Source organism: Ferruginibacter sp. HRS2-29 (assembly GCF_024343615.1).
Taxonomy (GTDB): domain Bacteria; phylum Bacteroidota; class Bacteroidia; order Chitinophagales; family Chitinophagaceae; genus Ferruginibacter.
On the sequence record NZ_RJUB01000128.1, the window covers coordinates 1 to 17,126 of the forward strand.

At 43.5% G+C, this 17,126-nt stretch carries 19 protein-coding genes; 8 read left to right on the plus strand and 11 right to left on the minus strand.

The features are described 5' to 3' along the window. The 3 genes from EGI32_RS13920 to EGI32_RS13930 all read left to right on the plus strand — a co-directional run. Positions 1-360 (plus strand): zinc metallopeptidase (locus EGI32_RS13920; RefSeq protein WP_255155973.1); only part of this gene is annotated, 360 nt, incomplete at its 5' end. Between the two features lie 134 nt (positions 361-494). Further along, positions 495-1,187: a ClpP family protease gene (locus EGI32_RS13925; protein WP_255155974.1), complete on the plus strand. Its 693-nt coding sequence runs from the start codon at positions 495-497 to the stop codon at positions 1,185-1,187. Positions 1,188-1,286: 99 nt separating this feature from the next. Beyond that, positions 1,287-1,910, plus strand: coding sequence for a ClpP family protease (locus EGI32_RS13930; RefSeq protein WP_255155975.1), 624 nt, complete (start codon positions 1,287-1,289; stop codon positions 1,908-1,910). A gap of 88 nt (positions 1,911-1,998) precedes the next feature. On the opposite strand, the gene EGI32_RS13935 is transcribed toward EGI32_RS13930, so the two are convergent. After that, a complete protein-coding gene (locus EGI32_RS13935) occupies positions 1,999-2,220 on the minus strand; it encodes a helix-turn-helix domain-containing protein (protein WP_255155976.1) in 222 nt (73 codons plus the stop codon). A 118-nt stretch (positions 2,221-2,338) separates the two neighbouring features. Between EGI32_RS13935 and EGI32_RS13940 the strand changes: the two genes are divergently transcribed. The 5 genes from EGI32_RS13940 to EGI32_RS13960 all read left to right on the plus strand — a co-directional run bounded on the left by EGI32_RS13940 (position 2,339) and on the right by EGI32_RS13960 (position 8,161). Continuing rightward, positions 2,339-3,427, plus strand: a complete 1,089-nt coding sequence (locus EGI32_RS13940; protein WP_255155977.1) for a hypothetical protein — start codon at positions 2,339-2,341, stop codon at positions 3,425-3,427. Between the two features lie 121 nt (positions 3,428-3,548). Further along, entirely contained in the window at positions 3,549-4,793 is a 1,245-nt protein-coding gene (gene clpX, locus EGI32_RS13945; RefSeq protein ID WP_255155978.1) for an ATP-dependent Clp protease ATP-binding subunit ClpX, read from the plus strand. Positions 4,794-5,048: 255 nt separating this feature from the next. Beyond that, the gene (locus tag EGI32_RS13950; RefSeq protein ID WP_255155979.1) at positions 5,049-6,311 is read left to right on the plus strand and encodes an adenylosuccinate synthase; all 1,263 of its coding nucleotides are present in this window, start codon (positions 5,049-5,051) and stop codon (positions 6,309-6,311) included. An 81-nt stretch (positions 6,312-6,392) separates the two neighbouring features. After that, positions 6,393-6,842, plus strand: a complete 450-nt coding sequence (locus EGI32_RS13955) for a hypothetical protein (RefSeq protein ID WP_255155980.1) — start codon at positions 6,393-6,395, stop codon at positions 6,840-6,842. A gap of 8 nt (positions 6,843-6,850) precedes the next feature. Then, positions 6,851-8,161: an anthranilate synthase component I family protein gene (locus tag EGI32_RS13960; protein ID WP_255155981.1), complete on the plus strand. Its 1,311-nt coding sequence runs from the start codon at positions 6,851-6,853 to the stop codon at positions 8,159-8,161. A 96-nt stretch (positions 8,162-8,257) separates the two neighbouring features. Here the strand turns inward: EGI32_RS13960 and EGI32_RS13965 are convergent, their stop codons facing one another. The 10 genes from EGI32_RS13965 to EGI32_RS14010 all read right to left on the minus strand — a co-directional run bounded on the left by EGI32_RS13965 (position 8,258) and on the right by EGI32_RS14010 (position 17,057). Then, complete coding sequence (locus EGI32_RS13965; protein ID WP_255155982.1) at positions 8,258-9,457, minus strand: lytic transglycosylase domain-containing protein; 1,200 nt, start codon at positions 9,455-9,457, stop codon at positions 8,258-8,260. A 4-nt stretch (positions 9,458-9,461) separates the two neighbouring features. Next, positions 9,462-10,907 (minus strand): Asp-tRNA(Asn)/Glu-tRNA(Gln) amidotransferase subunit GatA, encoded by a 1,446-nt coding sequence (gene gatA, locus EGI32_RS13970; RefSeq protein WP_255155983.1) that lies wholly within the window; start codon positions 10,905-10,907, stop codon positions 9,462-9,464. Between the two features lie 176 nt (positions 10,908-11,083). Continuing rightward, positions 11,084-11,335 carry a twin-arginine translocase TatA/TatE family subunit gene (locus EGI32_RS13975; RefSeq protein ID WP_255155984.1) on the minus strand — a complete coding sequence of 84 codons (252 nt, stop codon included), beginning with the start codon at positions 11,333-11,335 and terminating at the stop codon, positions 11,084-11,086. Between the two features lie 101 nt (positions 11,336-11,436). Then, a complete protein-coding gene (locus EGI32_RS13980) occupies positions 11,437-11,952 on the minus strand; it encodes a DUF6705 family protein (protein ID WP_255155985.1) in 516 nt (171 codons plus the stop codon). A 9-nt stretch (positions 11,953-11,961) separates the two neighbouring features. Next, positions 11,962-13,590 (minus strand): hypothetical protein, encoded by a 1,629-nt coding sequence (locus EGI32_RS13985; protein WP_255155986.1) that lies wholly within the window; start codon positions 13,588-13,590, stop codon positions 11,962-11,964. Positions 13,591-13,654: 64 nt separating this feature from the next. Beyond that, positions 13,655-13,786, minus strand: coding sequence for a hypothetical protein (locus tag EGI32_RS13990; protein ID WP_255155987.1), 132 nt, complete (start codon positions 13,784-13,786; stop codon positions 13,655-13,657). Between the two features lie 181 nt (positions 13,787-13,967). After that, positions 13,968-14,348, minus strand: coding sequence for a 50S ribosomal protein L19 (gene rplS / locus EGI32_RS13995; RefSeq protein WP_255155988.1), 381 nt, complete (start codon positions 14,346-14,348; stop codon positions 13,968-13,970). 199 nt (positions 14,349-14,547) lie between these two features. Beyond that, positions 14,548-16,113, minus strand: a complete 1,566-nt coding sequence (gene rny, locus EGI32_RS14000; protein WP_255155989.1) for a ribonuclease Y — start codon at positions 16,111-16,113, stop codon at positions 14,548-14,550. Between the two features lie 367 nt (positions 16,114-16,480). Beyond that, positions 16,481-16,765, minus strand: coding sequence for a cell division protein ZapA (locus tag EGI32_RS14005; protein ID WP_255155990.1), 285 nt, complete (start codon positions 16,763-16,765; stop codon positions 16,481-16,483). 4 nt (positions 16,766-16,769) lie between these two features. Next, positions 16,770-17,057, minus strand: coding sequence for a hypothetical protein (locus tag EGI32_RS14010; protein ID WP_255155991.1), 288 nt, complete (start codon positions 17,055-17,057; stop codon positions 16,770-16,772). Positions 17,058-17,126: the final 69 nt, after the last annotated feature.

Below are 17,126 nucleotides of genomic sequence, written 5' to 3' on the forward strand. Positions count from 1 at the left end.
CAGTTGCGCAGTAAGATCGTTCCGGCTGTGCAGATCAGCAGTAATCTTTCGCAGTGGATTATTCTTGCAGGTATCGGTTTTATGGGTTTTGGAAATGGCAATCCAACGATCTTGCTGGTGGGAATCATCCTGTTTGCAGTGACCACATTATTTACCGTGATCACTTTGCCCGTAGAATTCGATGCATCAGCGAGAGCGCTGAAGTGGCTCGATTCCACCAATATCACTTCACATACAGAACATGCACAGGCTAAGGATGCATTGAAATGGGCAGCATTGACCTATGTTGTAGCAGCATTGGCATCGCTGGCAACATTGGTACAATACATCATGATCTATCAGGGAAGGAGCAGAGACTAAAATAATTACGAATTAAAAATTACGAATTACGAATGTGTTTCGAAATTTGTGCACTTAATTCGTAATTCGTAATTTTTAATTCGTAATTGAATACTTAACTTACAAACAATCTTAAATCAATTAAAGCATAACAGATGAATTTTGGAAAAGAATTTGAAAAATACGCGGTAAAGCACAAAGGCATCAGCAGTAATACTTTGAGCAGTTACATCAATCATAACGTTACCAACCTTACCCCGAATATCATTGAGGAAAGGCCTATGAATGTAGCAGTGATGGATGTATACAGCAGGCTCATGATGGACAGGATCATTTTCCTGGGTTATCCCATCAGCGATGAGGTAGCCAACATCGTAACGGCGCAACTTTTATTTTTGGAAAGTACCGATCGCACCCGGGATATACAGATGTATATCAACAGTCCGGGAGGCAGCGTGCATGCAGGTTTGGGCATGTATGACACTATGCAGTTCATTACTCCCGATGTAGCCACCATCTGTACGGGTATGGCAGCGAGCATGGCGCAGGTGTTGATGTGTGCAGGTGCACATGGTAAACGCACAGCGTTGAAACACAGCCGCATCATGATGCATCAGCCGAGTGCAGGTGCGGGCGGGCAGGCATCGGATATCGAAATTACGGTGAACCAGATCAGGAAGCTGAAACATGAGCTGTATGAGATCATTTCAGAACATACGGGGCAGCCTGTTGAAAAAGTTGCACTCGATTGCGACCGTGATAAATGGCTTACAGCATTAGAAGCCAAGGAATACGGACTGGTGGATGAAGTACTGCTGACCAATACACGCAAAGCGAAAAAAGACTAACAAGGTATGATGTAAGATGTGAGATGTGCGATGTGGATCATCGATATCTGATATCAATTGTCAAATCAATTTATCACTACAACCATTAAACATTTAGCAATGAATATAAATTATAAAATACGCCAGGACGAGGAAGAAGAAAACCCGGAAGTTCAGTCACCGGAAAACCCGATGGAGAAAATGATGGGTGGATGGAGATTCGATAAAAAATTCATCGAGCAAAGAAAAGTATTTCTTTGGGGCCCGGTAGATGACAAGAGTGCCAAGGATATCACTGATCGTCTATTGTACCTCGAAGCGATCGAACCGGGAAAAGAGATCACGTTTTATATCAACAGCCCGGGTGGTGTTGTTACCAGCGGAATGGTGATCTATGATACCATGCAGATGATCTCCTCGCCGGTAAGCACCGTGTGTATGGGGATGGCAGCGAGCATGGGTTCAATTTTACTGAGTGGTGGCGAAAAAGGACGCAGGTTCATTTTTCCTAATGCCGAAGTGATGATCCACCAGCCAAGTGGCGGCGGGCGTGGTACCAGTGCCGACCTGGAGATAATGGCAGTGCAGATACAGAAAGCGAAAATGCTGGGAGCGAAGATCCTGGCAGATAATTGCGGCCAGCCGATTGAAAAGATCTTAAAGGATTTCGATCGTGATCATTGGATGGATGCGGATGAAAGTATCGCTTATGGAATTGTGGATGCGAGATTGGAGAAGTTGTAAATTTTATTACACGAATTATAGCGAATTACACGGATTTTTCAAACCCCGCCCAAGGCGGGGTTTAATTTTATTCAAACAGTAATTATAGTCAGGCTAGTTGAAGATATTCCTTATCAATTTTTACATTAAAATTAATATCTGCTTTCAATGCTTTGAATACTTTGAGAATAGTACCGATGGTAGCGCTGTTGGCGTTGTTTTCCAGCTTTGATATCTGGGCTTTTTGTACGCCTACAAGTTCTCCGGGTTGCTCTTGAGTCAGATTCCTTTCCGTACGCACGGTTTTGATCATATGGCCTAGAAGGTCCATGCGTAATTCATATTCATATTGGTCACGTTCTCCTGCAATAAATACAAACCTGAATTTACCGAACCAAGCCTCGGAGGTTTGACCATTCATCATTCACTTATTCACCTAACTTTGCCCCATGCAATTCTCCGACATCATCAACGCTAAAGTTTCTCATGAAGCCGACAGGCCACTGATGAAAAAGGATATCTATCCGGTGAGTGAAGGATTGCAGAAATATCTCCGCCGCAATAACCGCGACACCCCGCTGCCCATCAATTACCGCGACCTGCTGAATTATCGGTATTCGGATTCCATCCGCGATAAGAATGGCAAACTGACACATTGGGAAACGGCCGTGTACGATCTCAAAGAAATGGAAGTGCTCAAGGAGAGCCTGATTGAAACCTATGCCGTTTTAAAAACCGAAGGCAACCTGCGATATATAGAGCACCTGGAGATTGAGCGCATCGACTTCTGCGAATTTGGCAACAGCGTGCCTTTTCGCATCCGGGTAAAAAATAAGGTCAATAGCAATTACGATCATTTTTATGTAAAAATGGCGGATGCTTCCCGGATCTACGGACTGGAACTCGAACATTTACTATCACCCAATTATATCGTTTTCCTGCATCACAAGAATACGCTGGTAGAAGAACATATTCCCGGTATACCCGGCGATGTTTTTCTGGAAAAATACCTGAACCATCCGGAACATAATAAGATCCGTATCGCCAAGGAATTTGTCAAGTTCAACGAACGGTGTTTCGCCCGCCTGCTCGGCGACATGCGCAATTATAATTTTGTAGTAGACATCACACCGGATATTGAAGATTACCAGTATCGTTTCAGGGCCATCGATTTTGATCAGCAATGTTACGAGGGCAACAAAAAATTATACCTTCCCCAGTTTTACAAAGAAAATTATGAGTATGTGGAAGTGGTGCTCAAAAACCTCAGTGCCCACGTGATAGAACAATACCAGACAGAAGAGCATACCACCATGGCATACAGGGTAATAGGCAACCGAAAGCAGCTGATGGAACTGTTCAATACCATGATAAAAGACGAATTATCCGAGAATTATAAGGTAAAACAGTTGCGATCCGAACTAAATGAGCACTTCAGCAGCACCAATTTTTCGAAATGCAACACCATGGGGGCTATCGTCAAAAAACAGCTTAAGCAGATGATACAGAAGCATTTGAAGAATCTGAAGCATGTATAATTGGCTTTTCTTTCACCTCAATTGTAACGGGCACACATTGCTTTTACGAAGCATTTAGTATCTTTACATTGTGTGAGCATTACACAATTCGTACTCAACTCAACAACTTAAGGAAATTTCAATGGCAAAACAGCAAGCATTACATTGTTCATTTTGTGGCCGCAACAGGGATGAAGTTAAGATCCTCATTGCGGGACAGGATGGTCATATCTGCGAAAATTGTGTAGAGCATGCCCAGGAGATCATCATGCAGGAAATTGTTCCCAATGCGGAGAGCAAACAGCCGGCATCATCTTCCCAATACAAGCTTACCATCAAGAAACCGATCGAGATCAAAAAATTCCTGGACGAATATGTGATCGGGCAGGATGAAGCAAAAAAGATCCTCGCGGTTGCCGTATACAATCATTATAAAAGGCTGAATCAGAAAGCTGATAACGAGGTAGAGATAGAAAAGAGCAATATCATCATGGTGGGCGAAACCGGTACGGGTAAAACCTTACTGGCGAAATCCGTAGCACGTATGTTGAACGTGCCCTTCGCTATTGTAGATGCTACGGTGTTTACAGAAGCCGGGTATGTAGGTGAAGATGTGGAAAGCATGCTGACGCGATTGCTGCAGGCATGTAACTATGATGTGGCTGCCGCCGAAAAAGGGATCGTATTCATCGATGAGATTGATAAGATCGCCCGCAAAAGCGACAACCCCTCCATCACCCGTGATGTGAGCGGCGAAGGTGTGCAGCAAGGTTTGCTGAAATTACTCGAAGGAGCTGAAGTACTCGTTCCACCTCAAGGGGGCAGGAAACATCCGGAACAAAAACTGGTAAAAGTAAATACGCAGAATATATTGTTCATTTGCGGCGGGGCTTTCAATGGCATCGACCGTATCATCGGCCGCAGGGTGAACACCAACGCGATTGGTTTCAACGTGAATAAGGAAATGCAGGAATACCAGCTCAACAACCTGTTGCAGTTTGTGAATTCTGTCGACATAAAAGATTTTGGTATCATTCCCGAACTGCTGGGGCGTTTGCCGGTGATCACTTACCTGAATCCGCTGGATGCAAGCACATTGCGCAGCATTCTTACAGAACCTAAAAATTCGCTGGTAAAACAATTTACCCGCCTGTTTGAAATTGAAGGCATAGCGCTGAAATTTGAACCGGAAGTGCTGGATTTTATGGTGGAAAAAGCATTGGAATACAAACTCGGCGCACGTGGGTTACGCAGTATCTGTGAAAGCATCCTCACCGATGCGATGTATGAACTGCCAAGCCAAAAGGTAAAACAATTTGACGTAACGATCGAATATGCAATGCGTAAATTCAGCAACAGCAAGCTGAGTTTATTGAAAGTTGCATAAACGTTTTTCATATCTTATATAAGGGAGCCAATGGCTCCTTTTTTATTTGTATCCGCTCAAGAGCCTTCAAAAATAAAATTGGTATAAGCCTGAAAAAGTAATCTGTGAAATCTGTTTACATCACCTTAAAATCTGCGTTTAATTTTTAGGTGGTTGTTTTTTTTACGGTTATTTTTGCGTTTTGTTACAATACAGTCCATCCGGGCGCAAACAATTTCATAAACATTCCCTTATCCGGGAAAAAACTACAAGACAATGGTTGATGTAATTCTGGGGCTTCAATGGGGCGACGAGGGCAAGGGTAAGATCGTGGATTATTTCGCGAAAGACTATGACGTGATCGCCCGTTTCCAGGGTGGGCCGAATGCGGGGCACACACTTTATGTAAACGACAAAAAGATCGTACTGCACCAGATCCCCAGCGGTATTTTCCATGAAGATAAAACCAACCTTGTAGGCGCCGGCGTAGTACTGGATGCGGTAACGTTGAAGAGAGAATGTGATTCGGTAGCGGCATTTGGCGTAGATTACAGGAAGAACCTTTTTATCAGTGAACGTACCAATCTTATTTTGCCTACGCACAGGGCGCTGGATAAGGCGAGCGAATTGGCAAAAGGTACCGACAAGATCGGAAGCACTTTAAAAGGTATCGGCCCGGCATATATGGATAAAACAGGCCGTAATGCATTGCGTGTAGGCGACCTGCTCGATAAGAATTTCACCACCCAATATATCAAGCTTCGCCTGAAGCATCAACGCCTGCTCGACAGTTTCAATTTTCAGGAAGACATCAGCGCATGGGAAGAAGAGTTTTTTGAAGCCATCGATTTCCTTCGTTCATTGAAGATCGTAAACGGTGAATATTTCCTGAATGATAAGATCAGTGCCGGGAATAAAGTACTGGCCGAAGGTGCACAGGGAAGTATGCTGGATGTCGATTTCGGAACATTTCCGTTTGTTACAAGCAGCAGTACTATCACCGCAGGTGTCTGTAGCGGATTGGGGATTGCGCCACAAAAGATCAAAGAAGTGATCGGGATCACCAAAGCATATTGCACACGAGTGGGCAGTGGTCCGTTCCCTACAGAACTTATGGACGAAACCGGCGATTTCCTGCGGAATACAGGTAACGAGTTTGGCAGTACTACCGGAAGGCCGCGCCGTTGCGGATGGATCGACCTGGTGGCATTACAATTTGCCTGCATGATAAATGGAGTGACTCAGATCGTGATGACAAAAGCGGATATTCTTGATGGGTTGAAAGAACTGAAAGTTTGCAACAGTTATAAGATCAACGGGGAAGAAACAGACCGCATTCCTTTCCAAATGAATAAGTTGGATATTGAACCAATTTATAAATCATTTGAAGGGTGGAATACCGACATACAGGCATTTGCGAATTATGAAGCGATGCCTTCGCAGATGAAAAATTATATCAACTATTTAAATGAATTTATAAAAGTACCTGTAAAATATATCAGTAACGGTCCTGGCAGGGATCAGCTGATCATCACGTAGAATATTTTTTTTGAAAAAAAGTAAAAAATATTTGGCTAATTAAAAAAGTCGTGGAATTTTTACAGTAACAATTCTCTTAGCATGGCAACAAAATCTGATAACAACAAAAAGACAGCTGCGGCAAAATCAGCAGCTCCGAAAGAATCGCCAAAGAAGTCATCTGCCAAATCGAAAGCAGAAGAAGATGATGACCTGGAAGATGACGACCTGGATGAGGTAGAGGATACCCCGAAAAAATCTGCGGCGAAAGGTAAAGCATCCAAAAAGAAAAGCAGCGACGACGATGATGACGATGATGATGAAGTGGATGATGTAGAAGATGATTGGGAAAAACCGGAAGAAGATGACAACTGGGATCCTGATTTCGACGAATTCGATGTGCCAAAATCCAAGGTCAAAAAAACAGGCGGATCAAAAAAGAAAGACGATGACGACCTGGGCCTTGATGACGACTTCAAAGAATTCGGCCTGTTCGACGACATGGACGGCGGCGGTGGTAGCGGTGGCTACGATGACGATGATGATTTTTAATTAAAAATGTGAAATCAACCTTTCCATATTTACAGATAAAGGATAACAATATTTTTAAGCAGAAGATGTTGAATTGGGCGAGCCGGTTCAACATCTTTTGTTTTTTGGATAATAATGAATATTCTGAAGGTACTGTATCTTTTGAATGCATACTGGCTGCAGGTTGCAGGCGATCAGTAAAACTCATGCCGGGAACTGCCTACCAGCAGTTGCGCACATTTTACGATGAACGACCTGCCTGGTTATTCGGCCATCTCGGATACGATCTTAAAAACGAGACAGAAAAACTTTCCTCTTCCAGAGAAGACAAAACCGGTTTTGGCCCGGGGTTCTTTTTTGAACCGGAGTATATCATCCGCCTGCGAGATAATGAATGGTCGGTAGAGAGCGATCATGCCGATCCCGCTTCCATCATTGCAGAAATTGAAATGGAATCTGCTGAAGCCGGTGCAAAAATGCCGTATCACATTCCGCTGATACAACATAGTACCACAAAGCCGGAATACCTACGCATCATCAATGCATTGAAGGAGCATATCGTTCGCGGCGATTGCTATGAAATAAATTTTTGTCAGCATTTTTTTGCTGAAGATGCAGTAGTAGATCCTATACAGCTTTATCACAAGCTCATTCATTCTTCACCCGTACCATTTGCGGCGCTTTATAAATGGGAGGATAAATACTGCCTTTGCGCCAGCCCGGAACGGTATCTCAGAAAAGAAGGCCAGTCGGTCATTTCACAGCCAATCAAAGGTACCAGCCGGAGATTTTTACAGGATGCTGCCGCCGATGAAAACAGTAAGGAGTCGCTTCGTAATAGTGCAAAAGATAAAAGTGAAAACGTGATGGTGGTAGACCTGGTGAGAAACGATCTGAGCCGCATTTGCAGGGAAGGTAGTGTGCACGTGAAAGAATTATTCGGTATCTATAGTTTTCCGCAGGTGCACCAGATGATCAGCACGGTGAAAGGTTTATTGAAGGATGGTTTACATTGGACAGACGCCATCAGGGCCACCTTCCCGATGGGCTCGATGACAGGTGCGCCAAAGAAACGCGTGATGGAACTGATAGAACAATATGAAGCAACCAACCGCGGCTTGTTTTCCGGCTCTATAGGTTATGTAACACCCGATGGGGATTTCGATTTTAATGTGGTGATTCGCAGTATATTCTACAATGCTTCGCAACAATACCTTTCTTTTTTTGCCGGTGGCGGAATAACTTTTTACAGCAATGCGGAAGATGAATACGAAGAGAGTTTGCTGAAGACGAAAGCAATTGTAGAAAGTTTAGGGAGAAGATTAGAGATTAGGGATTAGGTTTAGAAGGTTTAGAGGTTTAGAAAGTTTAGAAAGGGATTTCTTTCCAGAAATGAACAACCTTCAAAGATTTGACTATTGACTATTCACTATTGACTACCCTTTCTTTCGAGCCTTCCCATATTTTGCAGGATAGACTGTCTTGTTGTTGGGGATATTATTGTCGCTTAACAGCAGCTGCACACACTCATTCAGGATCTGGTATTTGGTAGCGAGGAAAAGCTGCATCTTATCTGCCGGGAGTATCAGTTCAAACTGCCCGTTGGTATTGATCTTGCTGTCGAACTGCGGATTGTATTTATTGAAAACCACGATGTCCATCGCGAGATTTTTTGCAATGACAGCCGAATTATATTTTCCCGAAATGGTTTGGGTTTCAGCCTGTTCTTTTTCCTGTGCGGTAAGGTTGGAACTGCTTTCGTAAGGATTGCTGCTGCCGGTGGCATCCAGCGAACCTGTAAATCCTGCCTCCATGCCACCATTGCCCGATTGCGATGTAGTAGTGATGCCGCCGGTTCCTTCCATAATATAATGTGTAGCAATGAATTTCTTTACATGGTTGCGGCTTTCTTCAGGCAGGTAATACTGCAATGCCCAGAAATCTTTGCTGCCACTTCTTTTCATGGCACTAAATACACGGCCGGGGCCTCCATTGTAAGCAGCTATCACCAGTAACCAATCGCGGTTCATTTGTTTGTATAAGGTGAGCAGGTAACGGGCGGCGGCATGTGTACTTTTGTAATAATCCCGGCGCTCGTCGTAAGAGCCATTTACCACCAGTCCATAATTGCGGGCAGTATAGGGCATGAATTGCCATGGGCCGCCAGCGCCCACCCAACTGGTAGCACCCGTACTCAGGCCGCTTTCTATCACCGCCAGGTATTTGAGTTCTTTAGGAAGGCCATATTGAGCAAAAATATTGTCGATCAGGTTGAAATAGGGAGTGCCCCAATCTTTCATTTTCAGCAGGCTCTTCGAATGAACTTTAAGGTAATCCTGCATATAACTTTCCGCATGTGGATTTACCTGGCTGGAGTAGGGAAGTGTGCTGCTGAAGGTATTGCGGGAAAACAGGTTTTTGAAACCGTACCGCGTCAGCTGGCTGAAATATTGAACCTTATCTTTTTGAGGAGCCCTTTTGGTTTCCACGATCTCATCGATGATCTCGTCTTCCAGGATATTTTCTTTTCGTAGAGTGTCGTTTAGCGTAGCATTGTTCTTTACCGGGCTTTTGGGCTGTGCATACGCCAGTGCCGAAACCAGGATGAATGATGATATGATAAGCGATCTTTTCATTTATCTAAAGAGCCCGAACGGGCTTGTATTGCTGCATCAGCCTGTCGGCAATGTGGAGCAAAGGTAGTTCTTCTTGTTTATTTGTCATAACCTGCAGTCCGAAGGGCATGTTATTGCTGTGTGAAAACAACGGCAGCGAAATACCCGGAATGCCGGTAAGGTTGGCAAAAACGGTAAATATATCCGCCAGGTACATCTCTACCGGATCTTTGTCGTGCTGGCCGATGCTCATGGCTGTAGAAGGAACCGTGGGCATCAGGATGGCATCATATCCTTCAAATATCTCTGTGATTTTTTCTGTAAGCAACCGCCTGATCTTCTGTGCTTTACTGTAATACGCATCATAATACCCCGTACTCAGCACAAAAGTGCCCAGCATGATCCTGCGTTTTACTTCCATACCAAACCCTTCGGAACGGTTATTCCTGTAAAAAGCATCCAGGTCTTCAGTAGCTTTTTCGCTGCGATGGCCATACCGCACACCATCGTAGCGGCTGAGGTTGCTGCTGGCTTCGGCTGTAGTAAGTACATAATACGCCGGAACGATATAATCCAGCCATTCAAAATCAAGCCTTGTCACCGTATTGCCTTCAGTTTCCAGTTTTTCAGCCAATGCATTGATATTATCCCTGATCTCCGGATCAAGCGAAGGATGGTCCATTACCTGGCTAAAAAGACAATAACGTAAAGGTGTTGGTTCCGGGTTTTCAAAAGCCGGTAAAGGCCCCGTTTTATCCATGGTACTGTCCATCTTATCCGGCTGGCTCATGATCTGCAGCAGCAACGCTACATCGGGAACGTGGGTGCCAAAAATACCGATCTGGTCGAACGAAGAAGCATATGCCAGCAATCCGTAGCGGGAGATGCGGCCATAGCCAGGTTTGAGCCCTATGATGCCGCAGAAATCTGCGGGCTGCCGCACGGATCCACCGGTATCACTGCCGAGGCTGAGCATGCACATGCCTGCCTGTACCGCCACTGCACTTCCACCACTTGATCCGCCCGGCACTTTGGTTTCGTCGAGTGCATTCAGCACTTTTCCGTAAGAAGAATTTTCATTGGTGCTACCCATGGCAAATTCATCGCAATTGCAATTGCCGATGATGATGGCATCTTCATTCAGCAGGTATTGCAGGGCACTGGCCGTATATAAAGAATTGAACCCTTTCAGTATCGCGGAAGCCGCGGTAACACTGTGATCCTTGTAACAGATCACATCTTTGATAGCGATCACCACGCCATGCAGTTTTTTCAATGGTTCCCCTGCATTTCTCTTTGCATCCAGCTCCGCAGCTTTTGCCAGCGCTTCTTTTTCATACACTTCCACAAAAGCATTCAGGTGTGCTTTTTCTTTTATTCTGGAAAGGAAATGATTGACCGCCTGAAGGCAGGAAGTGGTGCCAGACTTGAGTTGATGGTGATAGTCAGTAATGGAGTTAAAAACGAACATGTAGGACAATTATAAATTACGAATTACAAATTACGAATTACGAATGGAAGGTTTATGATTTCGCCTCCATTCGTAATTCGTAATTTGTAATTCGTAACTGAAATGTATAAATAAGCCGAAGTATTCAACCCTTTCCGGACTGTATACTTCGGCTGAAATTTTTTAAAACGAAATCCTTAGCGGGCTACGTTGTCTGCTGCAGGTGGTGTAGTGGGGGCAGAAGGCCTTGAGTCTTTCTCTTTCATGCCTTCTTCGATCTCGTTCTTAACGTTGCCTTTGGCATCGTTGAACTCACGCATACCGCGACCGATACCTCTCATCAGTTCAGGGATTTTTTTACCTCCGAACAGGAGCAGTACCACCAGTACGATCAATATCCACTCGCTGCCGCCCGGCATTGAGATCAGGAAGATTGAATTTAATGTCATAATTTAAAATTGAGGCTGTAAAGATAAAGCTTTTTGCGGATAATGAATTTTGGACAGAAATATCCTGATCGTTTAACTAGGTTTTAACGGATGCCGAAAATTTACTGCTTTATCAAAGTGAAATTTTCCGGTAAGGTAACGCCAGGCAAAGTTGGAGGGAAGATCATTCCTTCGCTGCTGTACACTGTGCAAAGCAGTTGGGGTATAGCACCGGCAACATAAATAACATCAATATGTTGTGATTTTTTCTTAAGAGGATCCGCCAGCATGCCATCAAGAGTATCAGGTTTAGGATGGTGCCAGTCTAACCATATAAATAGCGATCCTTTTTTTGTCTGCCCCACCTGATTGAAGACAGGCAAATAATCATCTATAACCACACCATTTTTGATATATTTATGGCTGCCCATGAGTATGTCCTCTGTTATCTGGCTTTTTGATAAGTAATGAACTTTTTTTAGCTGAAAAATAATGGTTTCGGTAGAAGTTGACCACTGCCAGGTTCCTACATATTTATCTAATTCAGGGTTGTACCGCTCAGAGCCAGGTGGAGGTATTTGACTATAAGAGGAGTAGACTGATAGAACAAAACAAAATATAAATAATATAGGTTTCATTTTTTTAGTTTAAAAGCATGTAAGTGAAATTATTGTAGTTTTTGGTAGACTAAGTTGTGTGAACTGAGTAAAATTCTGATCGCTTTTCAATACTTTGATTCCACAGTCAATAGATTTTAAAAACTGAAGAAAATTCTTCTCTGTATCGGCAGCATTTGTATTATGATTAATATTAGCCCTTTTAAAATCTAATTCAAATTCTGTATTATTTTCTGATTGATTATAAAAATCATATCTATTAGCAAACGTATAAAATTTATTAATATCATCGATTACCATAAAATACGCATCCCCTTTCCAGTTCAGTACGCCAATCGAAAAAGTCGTAAAATCGGCAATGGGCTGGTTGCCAACTCTAAGTGTCAATGCCTGATATAGTGCAATGATATCACTTGGCGAAAAGATGGGGAGCATTTTGTCGTTAAAATCCGGGTGCGTGTGTATATACCCCAGGCAATTCGTCGTCAGGTTAAAATTAATTTCAGGAATTTTTGTATTTGAAATCAGGGGGCCCTGATAATATAAAGGTGCTTGATTAGAATAAAATCCAAAGCCCACTTCTCTTTTTAAAGCAGGATCGCTGCTGTTCATTTGTGTCCATAAAAGCTGCAGGGTTTCAGTACCTTCCTTAAAAGGCAATATTTTTTCGCAGGGTGTTTTATTAACAGGGGGCTCATCTGGGATAAAACCGATCCCTCCGCCCGGCGGCGGGCATGTGCCTGGTACTGGGCAGGGATAATTATGGGGAGGGGAGCTACCTCCGCCACCTCCGGGACCATTGCCCGGTGAGCCCCCTTCGCCACCACCAGTATTTCCGCCACCTGTACCGCCCCCATCTTCAAAAGTACAACTGGTATAGTGATCAGTTGTACGGTAACACGTAGGATATCCACATAGATCGCATCCATCCCAATCGCTGCATTGGGGATAAGCGGGAGTGCCGCAATATTCACCAAAAACTGTTACCGTAGAACAAACTGAAGGTGTGTTTAAAGAAGCGTTGGTGCTGTCGGAAATCGAAGGCCCTAAGACCAATCTACGGGTTTTGCGATGTACAGTGTCGTTACTGAATAATCTCTGATCTGTTATAATAAATTCATTTGTGCCAAATACAGATTGATTGAGCAGCATGATATTCATTGCAAATGCAGAAGCTGAATACACATTTGTTCCCAGTTCGAAAGGATATGCTTTATAATCCTGTGCCAGGCTGTAGCTTAACGCTATACCTGTTGAAAGATTGGCCAGCAGGTATCCATTGACATAATTCGAATCTGCCAGAACCAATGGTATATAAGCCAATGTATCGTCGTCACCAGTAAGATTTCCTGCAAAACTTTGTATATCCGTATGTATCGTTTTAAAAATGGCTTTGTCCCAATGCGGATAACCATTTTTTTCTGAAAAATCATTCACGAACTCCTTTTTATCGTTCCTTCGGCGCATTTCATTGGCTACATTTATTACTGATCCATTTGTGCCTGGAACTATATTAAAGAATAGCGCAGAACGATTTTGTAAAGAAGCTGCCTCATTTGAAAGAGAGTCATTTTTTTTACAAGAAGTTAAAGAAAAGGTAGCAATAATAATTGCCATGGCAATCATTAGTTTCCCTTTTGGGGACGGGAAAAAGCTCATACGTTCAGTTAGGGTACAAATAAAGCACTAAGGTATAGGAAATATCGTTACCCTGATCTAATAATCACCTCAATGATCTTCCGCATTTTGCCCTGCCGTTGGCAGCTTCATACGGGGTAATGCTCCTGGCACAGGAACTGAATACGAATGCTGTGATAACAAGGATGAATAAGCCCAAAGAGATACTTCTTTTCATAATGAAATGATTAGGTGGTTAGAGGTTTAGCAATAAATAAAAAGAAGTAGAGGTCTTGTCAGAAGCGTCAGTTAGGTTGGAGGTAAAAATAATAAAAGCTTTGATAAAAGCAAATATTACGGGCACAAAAAAAGTGAGCGGCCATGGGCTACTCACTTTTTTATATAATTTCTTTAACGAATTATGCTTTGTCTTTCTTGGTTTTTGTACCAACAGCCATACGTTTTTCCTTGATACGTGCGCTCTTACCGCTCCTTTCACGCAGGAAGTACAGTTTAGCACGACGAACACGGCCAACTTTGTTCAGCACGATGCTTTCGATGTTAGGCGAGAAGATAGGGAACAAACGTTCAACACCTACACCATCGCTCATTTTACGTACTGTAAATGAAGCGGTAGCGCCAGTACCCTGACGTTTGATCACATCGCCTTTGAAGCTCTGGATACGTTCTTTGGTACCTTCTACGATTTTATAATTCACGGTAACGTTGTCACCTGCTTTGAATGTCGGAAGCGTTGGAACTGTTGTCAACTGCTCATGAACAAAATTAATTGCGTTCATATCTATTTTTTTTAACGGACGGCAAAGGTAAGGGATAATTGATAATTAATAATGGATAATTAATAATTTTTTTTATCAGCCACTTCTCTTTTCTATCTCTTTTTTTAATATTTGAAAATCAACGATTTGACTTACGGCCTCTGGTTTATTTGCAATCTGCAATTGAAAGAATTCGTAATTCGTAATTGGTAATTCGTAATTATCGGGCGATGTTAATCGCACGTTTCTCCCTGATCACTGTTACTTTGATCTGGCCCGGGAAAGTCATTTCCGTCTGGATCTTCTGTGCGATCTCGAAGCTCAATTTATCGCTGTCGGAATCCGTCACTTTTTCTGCTTCTACGATCACCCTCAGTTCACGGCCGGCCTGGATAGCGTAAGCTTTTTCCACGCCATTATAAGCCATGGCCATATTTTCCAGGTCTTTGATACGCTGGATATATTGCTGCATGATCTCCCTCCTGGCACCTGGCCTTGCACCGCTGATGGCATCGCAAGCCTGGATGATAGGGGATATCACATATTGCATTTCCATTTCATCGTGGTGAGCGCCGATGGCGTTTACCACCGCAGGGTTTTCACCATATTTTTCAGCCAGCTTTGCACCCAAAAGCGCATGGCTCAATTCTGTTTCTTCATCCGGAACTTTACCGATATCGTGTAACAAACCGGCACGTTTCGCCAGTTTGGGGTTCATCCCCAGTTCTGCCGCCATGATACCACAGAGGTTGGCGGTTTCGCGACTGTGCATCAAGAGGTTCTGTCCGTACGATGAACGGAAACGCATACGTCCCACCATCCTTACAAGTTCCTTGTGCAGGCCATGAACCCCTAGTTCTATTACGGTACGTTCGCCGATCTCCATTACCTGGTCGTCGAGCTGGCGTTTTGTTTTCTCCACCACTTCCTCGATACGTGCCGGGTGAATACGGCCATCGGATACCAGGCGCTGCAGCGACAAGCGGGCAACTTCCCTGCGCAACGGATCGAAAGAAGACAATACGATCGCTTCCGGGGTATCATCTACTATGAGATCAACACCGGTGGCCGCTTCAATGGCACGGATATTACGACCTTCACGGCCGATGATGGAACCTTTTATCTCATCGCTTTCCAGATTGAAAACGGTAATGGAATTTTCGATAGCAGTTTCAGCAGCAGTACGTTGTATCGTCTGGATAACGATCTTACGGGCTTCTTTGGAAGCTTTTTGTTTTGCTTCTTCAATGATCTCCTGCTGTAACACCAATGCCTTGGAATGAGCTTCCTGTTTCAGGCTTTCGATCAGCTGGGTTTTGGCATCTTCGGCAGATAATCCGGCCACTTTTTCCAGGCGGCGGATATGTTCTTCCTGGTGTTTTTCCAGTTCGGTCCTTTTTATGCTTACTACCTCTATCTGTTTGTTCAGGTTTTCTTTGATAGCATCATTTTCCTTCAATTGCTTTTCAAGATTACCTTCTTTCGAATTGAGGCTCTGCTCTTTCTGCTTGATACGGTTTTCACTTTCCACTACTTTCTGGGTACGTTGCAAAACTTCCCTTTCGTGGTCAGCTTTCAACTGTACGAACCTTTCCTTAGCTTCCAGTTCCCTTTCTTTTTTATAAGTATCAGCTTTGAGCTGGCTTTCGGCGATGATTTTCTGTGCCTGTATTTCGGCTTCCTGTAACTGTTTTTCTGTGTTTTTGGCAAAAATGATCTTACCCAGGATGACGCCCACAACAAGGGCAGCTACACCTATGATGATGTAAATTATAGTAGAGTCCATTGATTATTAAGGTTTTAATCTGATTCACAATATTGTATAAAATTTCTGCTCCCGGTTCATTCCGAATGGGCAGTCAGGTGGCGAAGATAAACAATTAGGTGATAATTTGTTAATAAACGGGAAGAAATGCGGGACAGAAAGGAAGAAGGGGCCTGTTGTACAAAAATAAGTGAAATGACCTGTGAACTTTTTGATGTGAACTTTTTTTGTGAACTCACTATAAAAAAAATCTCACAGAATGTTAACTAGTTAACTTTGTGAACTTTTGGGCAAAAAAAAGGGTTTTACGTGTGAACTTTGCGGGTTTGTGAACTTTTATGTGAACTTGTTATACCGGTTCAACGCCAGGTCATTAGTCATTTTGTATTCAAATGACTGAATTCAGCTGATCTTCCAGCTTCCTCAATCCGTTAAGCATTTCCTTTTGTTCAACTGTAGTGTTATTATCAGCGACAGCCTGTGTTGCGTACCAGATGATGACCATGGCGATATAATCCTGCATATCCTTGCCCGCGAATTGTGTTTTGAACTCAATGATCTTGTCATTGATGATCTTCACTGTCTTGCGGATCACTTCCTCATCTTTCGGGAGCGTCTTTATCCGGTAAGTGCGGTCGGCGATCAATATGTTTACAGGGATCATTTCTTCCATGACATTATTGGCTTAAAAGAGCGATGCTCTTGTCGATGTTTTTAATGTATTGCGTCAGTTTCAGCTCGAGTTCCTTTTTTTCTGCAGGCTCAAGGCTTTGCAGCGAAGCTTTCAGCACCTGGTTCTGCTGGTGCAGATCGGCCAGTTCTGTTTCATGCTCTTTCTTTTCCTGCTGCAAGGCAAGAATAAGCTGCCTGGACCTCTCCTGCTCTTTTTGCAACGCCTCGTACTGCTTCAGCAGCTGTTGCAACTTGGTGGTGATACGGGCAATATGTTGGTTAATGTCTGACATATTATTACGAGTTGTCAACTGCATAGAGTTGACAACTCCCGCGAGTTGTCAACTCTATGCAGCGGACTG

Excerpts from the sequence above, each read along its gene's own strand:
- EGI32_RS13990 (WP_255155987.1), bottom strand. The coding sequence starts at position 13,786 with ATGAAAAGAAGTATCTCTTTGGGCTTATTCATCCTTGTTATCACAGCA.
- rplS (WP_255155988.1), bottom strand. The coding sequence starts at position 14,348 with ATGAACGCAATTAATTTTGTTCATGAGCAGTTGACAACAGTTCCAACG.
- EGI32_RS14010 (WP_255155991.1), bottom strand. The coding sequence starts at position 17,057 with ATGTCAGACATTAACCAACATATTGCCCGTATCACCACCAAGTTGCAA.
- gatA (WP_255155983.1), bottom strand. The coding sequence starts at position 10,907 with ATGTTCGTTTTTAACTCCATTACTGACTATCACCATCAACTCAAGTCT.
- EGI32_RS13980 (WP_255155985.1), bottom strand. The coding sequence starts at position 11,952 with ATGAAACCTATATTATTTATATTTTGTTTTGTTCTATCAGTCTACTCC.
- EGI32_RS13965 (WP_255155982.1), bottom strand. The coding sequence starts at position 9,457 with ATGAAAAGATCGCTTATCATATCATCATTCATCCTGGTTTCGGCACTG.
- EGI32_RS14005 (WP_255155990.1), bottom strand. The coding sequence starts at position 16,765 with ATGGAAGAAATGATCCCTGTAAACATATTGATCGCCGACCGCACTTAC.
- EGI32_RS13925 (WP_255155974.1), top strand. The coding sequence starts at position 495 with ATGAATTTTGGAAAAGAATTTGAAAAATACGCGGTAAAGCACAAAGGC.
- EGI32_RS13950 (WP_255155979.1), top strand. The coding sequence starts at position 5,049 with ATGGTTGATGTAATTCTGGGGCTTCAATGGGGCGACGAGGGCAAGGGT.
- EGI32_RS13930 (WP_255155975.1), top strand. The coding sequence starts at position 1,287 with ATGAATATAAATTATAAAATACGCCAGGACGAGGAAGAAGAAAACCCG.
- EGI32_RS13940 (WP_255155977.1), top strand. The coding sequence starts at position 2,339 with ATGCAATTCTCCGACATCATCAACGCTAAAGTTTCTCATGAAGCCGAC.
- EGI32_RS13975 (WP_255155984.1), bottom strand. The coding sequence starts at position 11,335 with ATGACATTAAATTCAATCTTCCTGATCTCAATGCCGGGCGGCAGCGAG.
- rny (WP_255155989.1), bottom strand. The coding sequence starts at position 16,113 with ATGGACTCTACTATAATTTACATCATCATAGGTGTAGCTGCCCTTGTT.
- EGI32_RS13935 (WP_255155976.1), bottom strand. The coding sequence starts at position 2,220 with ATGGACCTTCTAGGCCATATGATCAAAACCGTGCGTACGGAAAGGAAT.
- clpX (WP_255155978.1), top strand. The coding sequence starts at position 3,549 with ATGGCAAAACAGCAAGCATTACATTGTTCATTTTGTGGCCGCAACAGG.
- EGI32_RS13985 (WP_255155986.1), bottom strand. The coding sequence starts at position 13,590 with ATGAGCTTTTTCCCGTCCCCAAAAGGGAAACTAATGATTGCCATGGCA.
- EGI32_RS13955 (WP_255155980.1), top strand. The coding sequence starts at position 6,393 with ATGGCAACAAAATCTGATAACAACAAAAAGACAGCTGCGGCAAAATCA.